The organism is Micromonospora sp. NPDC005254, assembly GCF_042872525.1.
Classification (GTDB): domain Bacteria; phylum Actinomycetota; class Actinomycetes; order Mycobacteriales; family Micromonosporaceae; genus Micromonospora.
Genome location: NZ_JBIAKM010000010.1, coordinates 102,104 through 117,669, shown reverse-complemented (window position 1 = coordinate 117,669; position 15,566 = coordinate 102,104). Strand labels below are relative to the sequence as shown.

Below are 15,566 nucleotides of genomic sequence, written 5' to 3'. Positions count from 1 at the left end.
CAGCATCAGCGCACCATGATGGAGGACTGGGATGCCGAAGATTGTCGTGTCGATGTGGATCACCCTGGACGGATTCGTCGCCGGCCCGGACGACGAGATGGACTGGCTGCTGGCCGACGACCAGCTGCAGAGGTACGAGCGGGATCTGGTGGAGAGCGCCGGCAGCCTGATGCTGGGCCGGGTCACCCACGCCGACTTCGCCAGCTACTGGCCGGTGGCCGCCCGCAACCCCGACGAACCGGCGGCCGTCCGCGGATATGCCCAGCGACTCGACGCCCTGGAAAAGATCGTCGTCTCCGCCTCGGGCAACATCGCAGACTGGAAGGGCACCCGGAGGATCGCGCGCATCGACCCCGACGAGATCGCCGAGATCAAGCGTGAATCCGGCGGGGACATCGTGGTCTACGGCAGTCTGACCGTGATCCGCTCCCTTGCCGATCTCCGGCTCATCGACGAGATCCACCTCCTGGTGCACCCCCTGTTCCTGCGCCAGGGCAAGGCGCTGTTCGACGCCGGGCGACCGCCCGTACGACTGGACCTGGTGTCCGCCGAACCCTTCGAGTCCGGCGTCGTCCTCATGACGTACCGCCCGCGGGGTGCTGCAACCGGGCGGTCGGCGCCGAGAAACTAGAGTCGGTGGCGTGCGGATCCGGATCGAGGGCAGTGACCTCCCAGGCCGTCGGGCCGGCGCGGACGCCGACGCGCTGCGGCTCGGCAACGTGCACGTCGGAATCCAGCGCAAGACCGAGGTGATCGATCGCGTACGGGCCGACGCGGGCACGGCGAGCTGGTACGTCGAGGTGTCCAGCCGGGAGGTCGACGGGGTGCTGGACGTCGGCGGACCATTCGTGCACGGGCGCCCCGGAGCGCGGTTTCTGTACCTGAGCTGGGGCGCGCTGTCCGATGACGGGTTCGCGATGTTCCGGCGAGCGAAGCTGATGTTCACCGACATTCCGACCGAGCTGCTGCGCGCCGCGCACGAGGGCAACGGGCTGCTGGTGGGCAGTCTGGGGCTGACGGACGCGACCGGCGGGCCGGTGTGCGCCCGGGTCCACCCACCCGCCATCACCTGGACGGTGCGACAGCCGCCGGTCGCGACGTCCACCCGGCCGCCCGTACCAGACGGACGGCCGGGGGAGGGGACGTCGTCAGGCCACCAGTGAGACCCGCCCGTTGTCCAGGTCGTATCGGGCGCCCACGACCCGCAGGGTCGCCCACCGGGCGACCCCGGCCGCGCGAGGCGACCGGGGGACCCGGCGGGGGGAGTGGGTCAGCGGACCTCGCGGTCGAGGGCGGCGACCTCGCGTACGGCGGTGGCGACCGCCGCGTAGTCCTTCTTGAGGATCGCGCCGTGGTTGCTGGCGACCTTCGCGCCGACCCGGATGTTCGGGTTGCGGACGGTCACCGCGTCGAGGCTGGCACGGATGCGTTCCTGCTCGTCGCCCTTGCTGCCGAAGGACGTCCCCGACGCGACCACGTACCGCACCGGAACGGTGATGGCGTCGAGCACCGGGCCCAGCTCGCGCTCGGCGGAGAGCCGTCCCAACTCGATGTTGCTCTCCGCCTGCTCGTCGGCGTTCATCCGCGGGACCAGGCCCGTCGGGCGCAGCAGGGGCATGAACCAGCGCATCCGCCGGAACAGCTTCCGGATGCGCTGCTCCATGGCCTCGTCCAGCCAGTCGTGCGGGAACGCGCCGTCGACCAGCACCGCGCCGACGGTACGGTGCGGGTTCCGGTTGGCCCAGTGCGCGCCGACGACCGCCCCGTACGACCAGCCCACGAGCACCGCCCGGTCCACGCCCCGGGCGGCGAGAACGGCGTCGACGTCCCGGACGGCTGCCTCGAACGAATAGTCCGCCGAGCGCCCCGACTTTCTGCCGCGGGCTCGCTCGTCGTAGGTGATGTGCCGCCACCCGGTGCCCAGGTCGGTGATGACGCGTCGCCAGTACCCCTGGGTGGCGAACTGGCCGTTGAGGAAGACCACCGGGATGCCCGAACCGCCGGTGTCGGTGACGGCCAGGGCCGTGTCGTCGACCGGCACCATGCCGGTCCAGGTCGAGCTGGTCGAGGAGGAATTGTTCGTCGTCATGGTCGTACTCCTGAGGGGTTGGGGGTTCAGAGGCTGCGGGCGGTGATGTCGCCGTGCGAGGTGGTGGCGTGGATGTCGAGGTCGGCGATGCCGGTGTTGGTGAGGGCGTTGCTGACGCGGCCGTGGCCGGTGCCGGCGTCCAGGGCGGCCGAGACGCCGCTGGCGGCGGCGACCGAGATGTCGCCGGACTGGGTACGCAGCACGACCGCGCCGCGCCGGGCCTCGGCGACGAGGATGTCGCCCCGCGTCGTGCTGATCTCGGCCGGGCCGTTGAGCCGGCCGACCTCGACGTCGCCGTCGATCGCGGTGAGACGCACGCTCGCGGCTTCGTCGATCTTGATGTGGCGGTACGCGCCGTCGACGGTGACGTCACCGAGGCGTCCGACGCCGCGCAGCTCGGCGCTGGCGGCCCGGACCTCGACGCGGGAGTCGGCGGGCAGTTGGACGGTCACCTCCACCGAGCCGGAGGGGCCGAGGAGCTGGTTGGCAGGGGTCGCGGTCGTGACCCGCAGGACGCCGTCGGCGTACGCGATGGTGGTCCGCTCGGCGGCCCGGGTGTCGCGGCTCCGGCCGGCGTCGGTGGGCCGGACCTCGACTGTGGTGTCCGCGCGGTCGGCGGCGATGAACTGGACGCGCCCGGCGGGGATGTCCAGGACGGCGGAGATGGGCGCGGGGGTCGGGAAGCTCTGCATCACGTTCTCCTGGTGCTCGTTCCGGTGTTTCTGATGTGGGAAACGCTACGTTGCTTTCCAATAGCAAGCAACAAGTCTGTTGCGATAAATCAACATATCTGCAGGCCACCGGCTTGAAAGCGTTGCAATAGGTCGGAATATAATGCAACGCTACGGCGGCGAGCCATTGCAATCGGATGAGGGTGAACGCTATGGTGGGAGCGCGCCGAGGCGCTCCGAGAAACCACCACCGAGGAGATCGCGATGCCGGGAGGCAGACTCACCCAGCAGGAACGCCAGCAGATCGCGCTGGGGCTGGCCGACAGCCTGCCGTACGCCGAGATCGCCCGGCGGCTCGACCGTCCGACCTCGACTGTCACCCGCGAGGTGTTGCGCAACGGCGGTCCGAACGCCTACCGCGCCGACCTGGCCCACCGCGCCACCGAACGCCGCGCCCGCCGACGCGCGCCCGCCTCCGCCCGCGCGGCCGAGTCGGTCCCGCAGCCGCACGGCCGTGACGCCGAGGCCGTCGCCGAGTACGAGGAGACGTTCACGACCGTCCTCATGGCCTCAGGCCTGAACAAGATGTCGGCCCGGGTGCTGACCTGCCTGTTCACCACCGACACGGGCAGCCTGACCGCGTCGGAGCTCGCCCAGCGCCTCCAGGTCAGCCCGGCGTCCATCTCCAAGGCGATCGCCTTCCTGGAGAGCCAGAGCCTCGTGCGCCGGGAGCGCGACGAGCGCCGCCGCGACCGCTACGTCGTCGACAACGAGCTCTTCTACCAGGCGACGATCGCCAGCGCCCGCGCCAACGACCAGCTCGTCGAGACGGCACGCCAGGGTGTCGCCGTCCTCGGTCCGCACACCCCCGCCGCCGCCCGCCTGGAGAACATCGCCCGCTTCCTGGACTTCATCAGCGAGAGCATCACCCGCGCCGCCGAACAGGCCCGTGACGTCCTGCACAGCAGACCCGAGTGACCGTCAGGCGGTTCCGCCCGTCGACGGCGGCCGGTCAGGCCGGTGGCGGGCGAACGCGTCGACCCGGCCCCACCGGCCGGGAATGTCCAGCAACGCGACCCGGGCGAAGGCGGCCGGCAACGCGGGATTCACGGCGAGATGGTCGTCGTGCGGGTCGATGCCGAGCAAGGTGCGCAGCAGCAGCATGGGCGCCCCGCTGGACCACGCCTGCGGGCTGCCGGCGGTCGGGTACCGAACCGGGTAGCGGGTGGTGCTGCGGTCGTACCCACCGAACGCCTCGGGCAGCCGGCCCTGAAAGAAGGTCGCGGCGGACAGGATGCCCTCGGCGATGCGGCCGGCCTCCGTGCCGAACCCGTACCGGCGCAGGCCCCAGGCGATGAAGGAGTTGTCGAACGGCCAGACGGTGCCGTTGTGGTATCCGAGCGGGTTGTAGCGGCCCTGCGCCTCCGCGAAGGTCCGCACCCCCCAGCCCGAGAAGAGCGCCGGACCCATCAGGTGCTCGACGACACGTGCGGCCCGCTCGGGTGGCACGATGCCGCTCCACAGCAGATGCCCGATGTTCGAGGAGAGGCTGTCGACCGGCGTCCCGTCGTGGTCGAGCGCGAGGGCGTAGTAGCCGTCGTCGTCGAGCCAGAAATCGCGGTTGAAGCGGTCGTACAACTCTGCCGCCTCGCTTTCCAGGCGGTCGGCGTAGTCGGGGTCGCCCCAGAAGGCGCGCGCCAACCGCGCCCCGCGCATCTTGGCGTCGTAGGCGTACCCCTGGGTCTCGCACGTGGCCCTCGGGAACCCGGGCAGCCGGCCGTCGACGTAGGAGATGCTGTCCCAGGAGTCCTTCCAGCACTGGTTGTCCAGGCCGGTGTCGCGGTTGCGTTTCTCGTACCAGACGTAGCCGGTCGACGTCAGATCGGCGTACGTGTCGATCCAGGTCAGGGCCGCGCGAGCCTCCTGCTCCAACTCCATCACCAGCGCGGTGTCGCCGCTCCACCGCTCGTACTCGTCGAGCAGCACCACGAACAGGGGCGACGCGTCGACGGTGCCGTAGTAGGGCGAGTGTGGCTGTTCCTCGAACGCGGCAGACTCCCCGTAGCGCAGCTCGTGCAGGATCCGGCCGGGGTCCTCCTCCAGGACGTCGTCGGACCGGGCGCCCTGCAACGACGCGAGGATCCGCAGCGTCGGCGGGGCCAACGACGGTGTGATGGGCAGGGTCTGCAGGCAGGTCAGCAGGCTGTCGCGGCCGAACAGGGTCATGAACCAGGGCAACCCGGCCGCGGGTACGGTCGCGCCGCCGAGCGAGAGCGGCGCGAAGCGCAGCGCCGCCAGGTCCACCAGGCTGCGGTGGTACACCTGCTGCAGCGCCGCGCTATCGGTGTCCAGTGTCGGTGCCTGCGCGACCCACTCCCGCACGCTGTCCGGCAGAGTGGAGTCGTCCGGGCGCTGCGCCCGTAGGGCGTCACGCAGGTCGACGCCGTCCGGGCGCAGTGCCCGCATGGCGGCCTGCAACCGGGTGGTCCACTGCTGCCCGGGCTCCAGGCGCACGGCGAACCGGAAGCCGCCCGGATCGATGGTGGCCGGCTCGCTCGCCGACACGACAACCTCGCGCCGGTACGTGCCGCGCCGATAGCCCATCCGCAACTCGTTCGCGTCGACCTGGGTGTAGTAGCTGCCGACCTTGTCGTGGAGGTCGAACTTGATCTCGAAGATGTCGGCGAAGTCGGCCGCCACCTCCAGGCGGACGTCCAGGTCGACAACCGACTGACCGTAGTTGAAGATCGTCAGCGACTCGGTCAGGTCCGGGCCGATGTGTCGTCGCCGGATGGCGGACACGTCCGCCTCGACGTAGTCGACCGCCCCGCCCGGCACAACGAAGAACGTGACCTCGTAGTACTGGCTGTCGTCCACCGACAGGGCGGCCATGCGTTCACCGTTGACGGTGAGCACCCAGCGGGACAGGAAGCGGGTGTCGGCGGCGAACAGCCCGACCGGGGTGGCAGGGGAGGAATGCACGTCGCCACTGGCGTCCGACACGATGAACGTGTTCCCGTCGATGCACGACACGGTGCCGGGGATGTCCCTCATCGGCTACGTTCCGCTGGCCCGGCCGACTCGGTGGGGCGGCCGGCTGCTCGCGGAAACAGCCGTCCGAGGCGCAACGCCAGGCCGAGATCACCGTCGACCAGGATCTCGCCGCGGGTGATCGCCGCCAGCCCGTTCACCTCACCGCGCGCCATCGCGTCCGCGACCTGCGCGGACACCGTGATGACGATGGTGGCGGGGTCGCCGCTCCTGGACACCTGCATGTCGCCGTGGTCGATGACGAGGAGCCACTGCTCCAGGTCGTCCCCGCTCCCGATGTCGAAGCGCACGCTTCCGCACACCTTCTGGAAACGCGGATCCCGGCAGGCAGCGGCCAGCCGCTCGAAGAAGGCACTGGTCGCCGACATCCCACCTCCCCGGGCGCGCTGGTTAGAAACGGATGGCGGCTACCCGCTGCGGGGGGCTGTTAACGCTCAGCGCGGGCGTCGTTCAGGGCGGGAGCGTGAAGCGGGTCCAGGTGGTCGGCAGCCGGACAGAGGCTGAACAGTGGCTCGGCGGAATTTGGATGTCGGCGCGGCAGGCGTACCGCTCACAATGTCCGCCATGGCGAGAGAGCGCGTACTGGCGAAGGTCGAGGCCGACCTGCGGCGTGGGCACGTCCACCCCGCGATGCAGCGGCTGACGAGCCTGAACGCCGCGTACCCCGACGACCTGGAGCTGCGCTCCCGGCGTGCCGCGCTGTACCGGCAGGTGGGCAACGTGGCCGAGGCCGGGCGGTGGGGATTCCTCACCGAGGACGCCGGCGCGCAGGAGGTCGTCGCGTTCGAGAGGTCCTACCCGGGCGCCTGGCGACGTCTGCGCGCGTTGAGGGTGATCGCCGACCCCACCGACCGGCTCGGGCCGGTGGCGGGCGCGCGGCTCGCCCAGCTGGTCCGCCAGGCCGAGCGGGAGGGCCCCGCCCCGGTCACCTGGACCGAGTTCGGCCCCCGCTCGGCTGAGCCCGACTCGTGGCGGGACGCGCTGGGTTGCCTGGTGGCGACCGTGATCGGTCTGGTCCTGGTGGCGCTCACCGTCGTCGGCCTGATCACCGTGCTCCGCTGGGCGCTGTAGGAGGACCCGGGTACGCGTGGGATGAGCGGCCTTTGGGCGTTCTGTCCCGAATCGGTCTCCTGGGGTGGGCGTACCGCATAGCGTCACGGAGGCGGACCCACCGCGGTGCGCCGCGCGTCGGCGGGCACGGCCCCGCGGAAGGGACCGGACATGGATCGAGTCGAGACGGTGCTCCTGCCGGAGCTGGACGGGCCGGTCCCGACGACCCTGCCGAGGGCGCTGGGCCTGTTGAGCCTGGCCCTGGGCGTGGGCGCCCTGGCCGCACCCCGATCCCTCGCGCGACTGACCGGGGTGGACGACTCCCCGGCGGCGCAGGCGGTCGTCCCGGCCGTCGGCGCACGCGAGCTGGTGCACGCCGTCGGCCTGCTCACCGGCCGCCGCCCTGTCGGCTGGGCGTGGACGCGGGTGGCCGGTGACGCGCTCGACCTCACCCTGCTGGGCCGGGCGATGGCCGACCGTCGGGGTGACCGCCGACGGCGCCTGGCGCTGACGACCGCCGCGATCGCCGGCATCACCGCCCTGGACGCGGCCGTCGCCATCGGCGCCGGCCGCGCGCGACGGGCCCGCGCCCGGGTGATCCGGATGGAGATCGCGGTGACCGTGAACCGGTCGCCGGCGGAGGCGTACCGGTTCTGGCGCGACATGGAGAACCTGCCGACGTTCATGGCGCACCTGGAGTCGGTACGCGCCGACGACCTGCGCCGCTCCCACTGGGTCGCGCGCGGCCCGGCCGGTCGCCACGTCGAGTGGGACGCCGAGATCATCGACGACCAGCCGAACAGGGCCATCACCTGGCGCTCGCTGCCGGGCACCCGGGTGGCCAACGCCGGGCGGGTCCGGTTCGCGCCCGCCCCGGGCGACCGGGGCACCGAGGTACGGGTGCAACTGCGCTACGCGCCCCCGGCCGGCGCGCTGGGCCGGTCGGTGGCCAAGCTCTTCGGTGCGGAGCCCGAGCAGCAGGTCCGCGACGACCTGCGCCGGTTCAAGCAGGTGCTGGAGGCCGGCGAGGTGGTCCGCTCCGAGGGCAGCCCGAACGGCATCTCCGTACGCCAGCAGGCCATGCAGCGGCCCGCGCAGCCGCTGCCGGCGTCCCGTCGCTGACCACCCACGCCGTCGAAAGGGACCGCGGAGATGAAGGCCACCGCCTGGATGGGCACCGACAGCGTCAAGGTGATCGACGTGCCCGACCCGACGATCATGAATGCCCGCGACGCGATCGTGAAGATCAGCACCACCGCGATCTGCGGCTCCGACCTGCACCTCTACCACGGCTACATCCCGGCCATGCGCAAGGGAGACATCCTCGGCCACGAGTTCATGGGCGAGGTGGTGGAGGTGGGCCCGCAGGTGCGCAACCTCAAGCCCGGCGACCGGGTGGTGGTGCCCTTCCCGATCGCCTGTGGGCACTGCTCGTCGTGCCAGCGGGGCCTGTACTCGGTGTGCGAGAACTCCAACCCCAACGCCGGGATCGCCGAGAAGGTCATGGGCCACTCGCCGGCCGGCATCTTCGGCTACTCCCACCTCCTCGGCGGGTACGCGGGCGGTCAGGCCGAGTACGCCCGGGTGCCGTTCGCCGACGTCGGCCCGCTCAAGGTGCCCGACTACATCCCCGACGACCAGGCGGTCATGCTCGCCGACGCCTTCCCGACCGGCTACATGGGCGCCGAGATGTGCGACATCAAACCGGGGCAGGTCATCGCGGTCTGGGGCGCGGGACCGGTCGGGCTGCTCGCCGCCGCCAGCGCCCGGCTGCTCGGCGCGGAGCGCGTGATCGTCATCGACCGGTTCCCGTACCGGCTGCGGCTCGCCGAGGAGCACGTCGGCGCCGAGACGATCAACTATGCCGAGGCCGACGTGCTGGACACCCTCGACGAGATGACCGCCGGCCGGGGGCCGGACGCGTGCATCGACGCGGTCGGCCTGGAGGGCCACCACGGCAACGCGGCCCTGTACGCGTACGACCGGGCCAAACAGGCCACGCGGACCGAGACGGAACGGCCCTTCGCGCTGCGCGAGGCGATCCTGGCCTGCCGCTCCGGCGGGGTGGTGTCGGTCATCGGCGCGTACGGGGGCTTCGTCGACAAGTTCCCGATGGGCGCGTTCATGAACCGGTCGCTGATCATGCGGACCGGCCAGTGTCACGTGCAGCGCTACACCCGGCCACTGCTGGAACGCATCCAGCTCGGCGAGATCGACCCGAGCTTCGTCGTCAGCCACCGGCTGCCGCTACGCGACGCCGCGAAGGGCTACAAGATCTTCCAGAAGAAGCAGGACGACTGCACGAAGGTGCTCCTCAAGGCCTGAGCGTCGACCGGCCGCCGCACGGCACTTCGGGCGGTACTCGGGGGCGGCGTCGTACTGGGAGATCGGGATCGTGCTGCTCCCCGAGTGGCGGGGGAGGGCCGGCGGATGGCGCGACGGACATCTTTACAGCCGGCTGCGCGACGATCCGCCGCCCGCAGCGCTCGCTGGGAGGTGATTCCGGGACGGGGCACCCGTGCCGGTCCACCGCTACCCAGACACCGCACCACCGGATACCGCGCCACCCCGTTTGTGCCCGGCGAGCCGGGGAAACCGCCCCGTTCGCCCGGCGGGCCGCACGGCCGGCCGAGCAGACGGAAGGAGCGGGTCATGGAGTACGACCAGATGATCGCCACGGTGCGCCAGCGTGCGGGCCTCGGGGAGAACGAGGCCGTGCGGTCCGTACAGGCCGTCCTGTCGGTGCTCGGCGAACGGCTCGCCGGCCAGGAGGCCGACCACCTGGCGGCACAGCTACCGGATCGGCTGGACGCGTCGGTCACCCGTAATCCGCAGGGCCGCCGGTGGGACATCGGTGAGTTCCTCAAGCACGTCGGCGACCGGGAGCAGGTCGCGAACGCGGACCAGGTGCGTCAACACGCCCAGGCGGTGCTGCGTACCGTCGCCGAGGCGCTCAACGACGACGAGCGACAGGACCTGCTCGCCCAACTGCCGGGCGGCATCATCGACCTGTTCGGCGTGCCGACACCGCGCGGTTGACCGTCGCCGTAGATCAGGGGATCGGCCACTCGTGCACCGGCCGGTTGCTGTGCATCAGCGTCACGTAGTGCCGGACCACCTCGCGCAGCGCCTCCGGCCGGTCCAGGTGATCGGCGGACTCCAACCGGTGCAGCGTCTCCACCTGCCAGGTCGCGCCGTTGCGGCTGGTCAGGCAGCGCTGCTCGATGATGCCCAGCAGCCGGTCGCGCTCGGTCGGATCGAGGCCCCACCGGTCCAGGCCGTGGTGCGCCATCGGCAGCAGCCGGCGCAGCACCAGCTCGGTGACCGGCAGGTAACCGAGGCCGGGCCAGAAGACCTGCGCGTCGATGCCGTGCCGTGCGCAACTGGTGAAGTTCTCCTCGGCGGCGCTGAACGACATCTGGGACCACAGTGGGCGATCCGACTCGGCCAGGGCGCGGACCAGTCCGAAGTAGAAGGCCCCGTTGGCGATGGTGTCCAGCACGGTCGGCCCGGCCGGCAGCACCCGGTTCTCGACGCGCAGGTGCGGCCGGCCGCGCGACACGTCGTACACCGGGCGGTTCCAGCGGTAGATCGTGCCGTTGTGCAGCCGCAGCTCGGCGAGGTTGGGCACCTCGCCGGCCGCGAGGGTCTGCGCCGGGTCCTGCGGGTCGCACACCGGCAGCAGCGCCGGGAAGTAGCGGACGTTCTCCTCGAACAGGTCGAACACGCTGGTGATCCACCGCTCGCCGAACCAGACTCTGGGGCGTACCCCCTGGGCTTTGATCTCTTCCGGCCGGGTGTCGGTGGCCTGCTGGAACAGCGGGATGCGGGTCTCGCGCCACAGCTCCCGGCCGAAGAACAGCGGTGCGTTCGCGCCCAACGCCACCTGGATGCCGGCGACCACCTGGGCGGCGTTCCAGTAGTCGGCGAACTGCGCCGGGCTGACCTGGAGGTGGAACTGGGTGCTCGTGCAGGCCGCCTCCGGGGTGATCGTGTCGGCGGTGACCGCCAGGCGCTCCACCCCGCTGATGGCGATCGGCAGGTCCTCACCCCGGGCGGCGAAGATCTGCTCGTTGAGCAGCTTGTAGCGCGGGTTCGCCGAGAGCGTCTCGGCGGTCAGGTGCTCGGGGCGCAACGTCGGCAGGATGCCGATCATGACCATGTGCGCGCCGATCGCCCGCGCCTTCTCCTCGGCGGCGTTGAGGCTGGCCCGCACGTGCTCCTCGAAGTCGGCGGTGCCGGTGCCGGTCAGCCGCCGCGGCGGCACGTTGATCTCGATGTTGAACTGGCCCAGCTCCGTCTGGAAGCTCGGATCCTCGATGGCCGCCAACACGTCGGCGTTGCGCATCGCCGGGTTCGACGCCTCGTCGACGAGGTTCAGCTCGATCTCCAGCCCGGTCATCGGCCGGTCGATGTCGAACCGCGACTCGCGCAACATCTCGGCGAAGACGTCCAGGCAGTTGCGCACCTTCTCGCGGTACCGGGCCCGGTCCTCCCGACTGAAGGTCCGTACGCCGACATCCTCGCCCATGGTCACCACCCTGTCACCGCTGGTCCCCCCCAACCTCGCACGTGGCCGGCGGGCGGGGGAAGACCCGAGGGTTCTTTCCTACCCAGTCGCGGGCTCCGTGACCCCTGTCGCACGGTGCGTGGCCGACGAGGGCGCGAACGGCCGGCACCGTTAGCATTGCCGCCCGAGAGGTGGTGGCGTCCGGATGCGCGAGAAGGTGACCCGGCTGTTCGTCGCGGCGGCGATCGCCGAGGCGTGCTCCTGGCTGGCCCTGCTGGCCGGAATGGCCGTCAAGTACGGTCCGCCCGGCAACGAGCTGGGCGTCAAGATCTTCGGCCCGATCCACGGCGGCCTGTTCATCGCGTACGGGCTGCTGGTGCTCGCGGTGGCCCGACTGCGCCGGTGGAGCCTGCCGGTGACCGTGGTGGCGCTGGCCTGTGCAGTGCCGCCGTTCGCCACCCTGATCTTCGAGCGCTGGGCCCGTCGCAGGGGAATCCTCGGCGTCGACCGCCGCCCGACCCGCGAGCCCGCACCCGTCGGCTGACGCGCGGCCCGGCCGCTGCGCGGGCCGCCGCCGGGTCAGGTCAGGTCACTGCGGAGCAGGCCACCACGCCGGCGAGCAACAGCGCGCCCAGCGCCGCCTGCAACAGCAGTGGCGGGCCGAGATGCGACCAGAGCGTCGCGGTACGCGGGGTGAGCAGCTGCCCGGTGGTGAGGTTGACGATCCGCTCGATGCGCGGCGGCAACTCCGGGTCACGCTGCGGGCGCAGCGTGAGCTGCACCTGGTCGGCCGGGTGCAACGCGCTCTGCGGCAGGTGCCCGTGCAGCTCCACCTCGCAGAGCTGACCGGCGGTGTTGCGCAGGCGCACCGGGGTGACCAGGTACTCCGGGCCCTGCTTCAGCTCCTTCCAGCGCCGCCGGGTGCCGCCGCCGCCGAACGAGAAGAGCGCGCGCAGCAGCAGGGCCGGCAACCGGGCGAACGCCGCCGCGGCGAGCACCGCGACCAGCACCGGTTGGCCGACGCGTATCTCGCGGGTGTAGCCGTCGAGCAGGCGGACCAGCCGCCCGGTGACGATCCGCTCCGTCGGGTGCACGATCCGTCGGGTATCGAGTCCGCTGTCCATCCCCACCACCGAGAGTCCGCTTGTGTTCACTGATCGTATCGATGTCCCCGGTTGAACGCCGTGAATGAAACCTGGTCACGGGCTCACGGCCACGAGGTGACATCCCGGGCGAGCAGGGTAAGCGGGGGGCCGAGCTGGAAAGGGGTCGAGCATGCAGCTGTCCTTCCTGCGCCCGCTCTACGACCGACCCGGGCCGTGGTGCTCGGTGTACCTGGACGCCTCCGCCGACACGGAGGACGCCAAACCGGCGCTGGACCTGCGCTGGCGTGCCCTGGAACGCAGCCTGGCCGACCAGGGCGCGGACGAGGCGAGCATCGCCGCGCTGGACCGGGTGATCCGGGGTCACGACCCGATGGTCGGTGACTACGGCCTGGCCGTCTTCGCCAGCCACGGCCGGGTGGTGCTCTCCGAGTACCTGTCCGCGCCGCCGCTGCGCGACCTGGCCAGTTTCGGGCCACTGCCGCACGTGATGCCGCTGCTCGCCCAGCGCGGCGAACAGGTGGCCTGGGTCCGGGTGGTCGCCGACCGCACCGGCGGCGACGCGATGGCGGTCAGCGCGGGCGGGGTGCCCCGACGGGCGCACGTCGCCGGCCGGGACAGCTTCCCGCTGCGTCGCGTGCAGCCCGGCGGCTGGTCCCAGTCGCGCTATCAGCGCGCCGCCATGGAGGCGTGGCACCAGAACGCCGGCGACGTGACAGCCGCGACCGTGCAGCTGGCCGACAGGGTCGGCGCGGACGTGGTGGTGGTGGCCGGCGACGTCCGGGCCACCGGCATGATCGCCGCCCAGATGCCGGAGCGCTGGCAGGACCTGGTGGTCCGTACCGACGCCGGGTCCCGGGCCGGCGGCGCCGACCAGACCATGCTCGACGACCTCACCGTGCAGACCATCGCGGAGGTCGCCGACCAGCGGATCACCGCCGCGCTGGACCGTTTCGGCGTGCAGGAGGACGTGGGCGCCGGTCTCGACGCGGTCGTCTCGGCCCTGCAACGCAACCAGGTCGACACCATGCTGATCGTGGACGACCCGTCGGCCAACGGTGAGCTGTGGATCGGCCCGGAGCCGACCGAGATCGCCGTCGACCCCGGCCAGCTCAGCGCGATGTCGGTGGACGACCCCCAGCGGGTACGCGCCGACGCGGCGCTGGTCCGCGCGCTGGTCGGCACCGACGCGGCGCTGACCGTACTCGGCGCGGACGAGGCGCCCGAGCTCACCGACGGCGTCGGCGCGGTGCTGCGCTACGTCGACGAAGGCACCCCGGGGCGCGGCAATGGCTGAGCGCCGTGTGGCGGACCTGGTGGTGGAGCGGCTGCGGGCCTGGCGGGTCCCGCGCGCCTTCGGCTACCCCGGTGCGGCGATCGCCCCGCTGGTCGAGGCGCTGGACCGCTCCGGGGGTGATCCGGCGTTCGTCCCGGCCCGGCACGAGGAGACCGCCTCGTTCATGGCCACCGGGCACGCCAAGTTCACCGGCGGCATCGGGGTCTGCCTGGCCACCCAGGGGCCCAGCGCGGTGCAACTGCTCAACGGCCTCTACGACGCGAAGCTGGACAGCAAACCGGTCGTCGCGATCGTCGGCGAGGACGTCACCGGGCCCCTGGGCGGCGCGCACCAGCAGATCGGTTTGAGCCGGCTCTTCGGCGACGTGTGCAACCAGTTCGTCCAGTACGGCCGCAGCCCGGAGAGCGTACCGGCGCTGCTGGACCAGGCGTTCCGCACCGCGGCGGCGACCCGCAGCCCGACCTGTGTGGTGCTGCCTCGGCACCTGCAGGAGGCCGTGGTGCCCGACCTGGGCGCGCACGCGGTCGGCGTGATCACGGCGACTCCCGGTGAGCCGCTGGCCCGGGTGCTGCCGTACGAGGTGGACCTCGACGCCGCCGCGCAGATCCTCGGCAACGGCCAGCGCACCGCGATCCTGGTGGGCCAGGGGGGCCGGGGCGCCGCCGACGAGATCATCGAGCTGGCCGACCGGCTCGGCGCCGGGGTGGCCACCTCGCTGCTGGGCAAGCCGGTCCTCGACGAGCGGCTGCCCTTCCACGCCGGCGTGCTCGGCGAGGTCGGCACGCCGGCCGCCGCCGAGCTGATGGGCGGCTGCGACACGCTCCTGCTGGTCGGCACCAACGACCCGTGGACCGACTACTTCCCGATGCCCGACCAGGCCCGCACCGTGCAGATCGACATCGACGGCACCCGCATCGGCAGCCGGTACCCGGCCGACGTGCCCCTGGTCGGGGACGCGGCCGAGACGCTGCGCGCGCTGCTGGCGCGGGTGCCGTCGCGGCCGCACCAGCAGTGGCGTGCCACGGTGGAGAGCGCGGTCGACCGCTGGCGGGCGACCGCGGCCGACCGGGCCGCCGCGCCCGCCGAACCGATCAACCCGCAGCTCGTGCTCCAGGAACTCTCCACCCGGGCGCCGCGGACCGGCTCGGTCGCGGTCGACGTCGGCTCGGTCCTCTACTGGTACGCCCGGCACCTCGTCCTGCCGCCCGGGGTGAACGCGCAACTGTGCGGCACCCTCGGCTCGATGGGCTGCGCCCTGCCGTACGCGGTGGCCGCCAAACTCGCCGCGCCCGGCCAGCCGGTGATCGCCCTGCTCGGCGACGGCGCCATGCAGCTCAACGGGCTCGCCGAGCTGATCACGGTGTCGCACCACTGGCAGGGGTGGGCCGACCCACGGTTGGTGGTGCTCGTGCTCAACAACCGCGACCAGAACGGCATGGGCGGTGGCCGGGAGCCGTCGTCCGACCCCACCCACCGCCGCCCGGACGTGCCGTACGCCGGCTGGGCCCGCCTGCTCGGGCTGCACGGTGTCCGGGTGGACCGCCCGGAACTGGTCGGCGCCGCCTGGGACGAGGCGCTTGCCGCGGACCGCCCGTGCGTCCTGGAAGCGGTAGTCGACCCGGCGGTGTCGTTGGCGCCGCCGGAGCCGGCCTTCGCCGACCTGCGCGGACTGTACGCCGAGGGGGAGGGCGCCCGGCGGGTACGCGAGCAGGTCGAGCAGGCGGTGGCCGTCGACGATCTCGTTTAGGCGTACCTCTTCAGGGCATCAGTAGCGGCCCGACGACGCTGGAGGTCA

Annotated in this window: 16 protein-coding genes; 10 read left to right on the top strand and 6 right to left on the bottom strand. The window is 71.9% G+C overall.

Translation table 11 applies throughout. The features are described 5' to 3' along the window. Window positions 1-31 precede the first annotated feature (31 nt). Both ACFYPR_RS27570 and ACFYPR_RS27565 read left to right on the top strand, forming a co-directional pair. A complete protein-coding gene (locus ACFYPR_RS27570) occupies window positions 32-631 on the top strand; it encodes a dihydrofolate reductase family protein (protein WP_387263229.1) in 600 nt (199 codons plus the stop codon). A 10-nt stretch (window positions 632-641) separates the two neighbouring features. Beyond that, entirely contained in the window at window positions 642-1,163 is a 522-nt protein-coding gene (locus ACFYPR_RS27565; protein WP_354862271.1) for a DUF5990 family protein, read from the top strand. A gap of 107 nt (window positions 1,164-1,270) precedes the next feature. Here the strand turns inward: ACFYPR_RS27565 and ACFYPR_RS27560 are convergent, their stop codons facing one another. Continuing rightward, a complete protein-coding gene (locus ACFYPR_RS27560; RefSeq protein WP_387263226.1) occupies window positions 1,271-2,089 on the bottom strand; it encodes an alpha/beta fold hydrolase in 819 nt (272 codons plus the stop codon). A gap of 26 nt (window positions 2,090-2,115) precedes the next feature. After that, window positions 2,116-2,781: a DUF4097 family beta strand repeat-containing protein gene (locus ACFYPR_RS27555; protein ID WP_363938674.1), complete on the bottom strand. Its 666-nt coding sequence runs from the start codon at window positions 2,779-2,781 to the stop codon at window positions 2,116-2,118. Window positions 2,782-3,024: 243 nt separating this feature from the next. On the opposite strand from ACFYPR_RS27555, the gene ACFYPR_RS27550 reads away from it, so the two are divergent. After that, complete coding sequence (locus ACFYPR_RS27550; RefSeq protein ID WP_387182466.1) at window positions 3,025-3,738, top strand: helix-turn-helix domain-containing protein; 714 nt, start codon at window positions 3,025-3,027, stop codon at window positions 3,736-3,738. Window positions 3,739-3,741: 3 nt separating this feature from the next. Here ACFYPR_RS27550 and ACFYPR_RS27545 read toward each other — a convergent pair whose 3' ends face one another. Both ACFYPR_RS27545 and ACFYPR_RS27540 read right to left on the bottom strand, forming a co-directional pair. Then, window positions 3,742-5,805 carry a glycogen debranching N-terminal domain-containing protein gene (locus tag ACFYPR_RS27545; RefSeq protein WP_387263423.1) on the bottom strand — a complete coding sequence of 688 codons (2,064 nt, stop codon included), beginning with the start codon at window positions 5,803-5,805 and terminating at the stop codon, window positions 3,742-3,744. Window positions 5,806-5,810: 5 nt separating this feature from the next. Then, window positions 5,811-6,179 carry an SCP2 sterol-binding domain-containing protein gene (locus tag ACFYPR_RS27540; protein ID WP_387263224.1) on the bottom strand — a complete coding sequence of 123 codons (369 nt, stop codon included), beginning with the start codon at window positions 6,177-6,179 and terminating at the stop codon, window positions 5,811-5,813. 196 nt (window positions 6,180-6,375) lie between these two features. Between ACFYPR_RS27540 and ACFYPR_RS27535 the strand changes: the two genes are divergently transcribed. The 4 genes from ACFYPR_RS27535 to ACFYPR_RS27520 all read left to right on the top strand — a co-directional run bounded on the left by ACFYPR_RS27535 (window position 6,376) and on the right by ACFYPR_RS27520 (window position 9,900). Next, complete coding sequence (locus ACFYPR_RS27535) at window positions 6,376-6,882, top strand: DUF6584 family protein (protein WP_354862279.1); 507 nt, start codon at window positions 6,376-6,378, stop codon at window positions 6,880-6,882. Window positions 6,883-7,032: 150 nt separating this feature from the next. After that, window positions 7,033-7,983, top strand: a complete 951-nt coding sequence (locus tag ACFYPR_RS27530) for an SRPBCC family protein (protein ID WP_355137024.1) — start codon at window positions 7,033-7,035, stop codon at window positions 7,981-7,983. A gap of 30 nt (window positions 7,984-8,013) precedes the next feature. Further along, window positions 8,014-9,186 (top strand): zinc-dependent alcohol dehydrogenase, encoded by a 1,173-nt coding sequence (locus ACFYPR_RS27525; protein WP_355067256.1) that lies wholly within the window; start codon window positions 8,014-8,016, stop codon window positions 9,184-9,186. A gap of 327 nt (window positions 9,187-9,513) precedes the next feature. Continuing rightward, window positions 9,514-9,900: a DUF2267 domain-containing protein gene (locus ACFYPR_RS27520; protein WP_354863076.1), complete on the top strand. Its 387-nt coding sequence runs from the start codon at window positions 9,514-9,516 to the stop codon at window positions 9,898-9,900. A gap of 13 nt (window positions 9,901-9,913) precedes the next feature. On the opposite strand, the gene ACFYPR_RS27515 is transcribed toward ACFYPR_RS27520, so the two are convergent. Then, window positions 9,914-11,392, bottom strand: a complete 1,479-nt coding sequence (locus tag ACFYPR_RS27515) for a glutamate--cysteine ligase (protein ID WP_354863078.1) — start codon at window positions 11,390-11,392, stop codon at window positions 9,914-9,916. Between the two features lie 184 nt (window positions 11,393-11,576). Between ACFYPR_RS27515 and ACFYPR_RS27510 the strand changes: the two genes are divergently transcribed. After that, on the top strand, window positions 11,577-11,915 hold the full coding sequence (locus tag ACFYPR_RS27510; RefSeq protein WP_354863080.1) for a DUF3817 domain-containing protein: 339 nt from the start codon (window positions 11,577-11,579) through the stop codon (window positions 11,913-11,915). 40 nt (window positions 11,916-11,955) lie between these two features. On the opposite strand, the gene ACFYPR_RS27505 is transcribed toward ACFYPR_RS27510, so the two are convergent. After that, on the bottom strand, window positions 11,956-12,504 hold the full coding sequence (locus ACFYPR_RS27505) for a hypothetical protein (protein ID WP_354863085.1): 549 nt from the start codon (window positions 12,502-12,504) through the stop codon (window positions 11,956-11,958). 142 nt (window positions 12,505-12,646) lie between these two features. On the opposite strand from ACFYPR_RS27505, the gene ACFYPR_RS27500 reads away from it, so the two are divergent. Continuing rightward, a complete protein-coding gene (locus ACFYPR_RS27500) occupies window positions 12,647-13,771 on the top strand; it encodes a Vms1/Ankzf1 family peptidyl-tRNA hydrolase (RefSeq protein ID WP_354863081.1) in 1,125 nt (374 codons plus the stop codon). Continuing rightward, the gene (locus ACFYPR_RS27495; RefSeq protein WP_387182448.1) at window positions 13,764-15,518 is read left to right on the top strand and encodes a thiamine pyrophosphate-binding protein; all 1,755 of its coding nucleotides are present in this window, start codon (window positions 13,764-13,766) and stop codon (window positions 15,516-15,518) included. The genes ACFYPR_RS27500 and ACFYPR_RS27495 overlap by 8 nt, the downstream gene beginning before the upstream one ends. The last annotated feature ends 48 nt before the right edge of the window (window positions 15,519-15,566 follow it).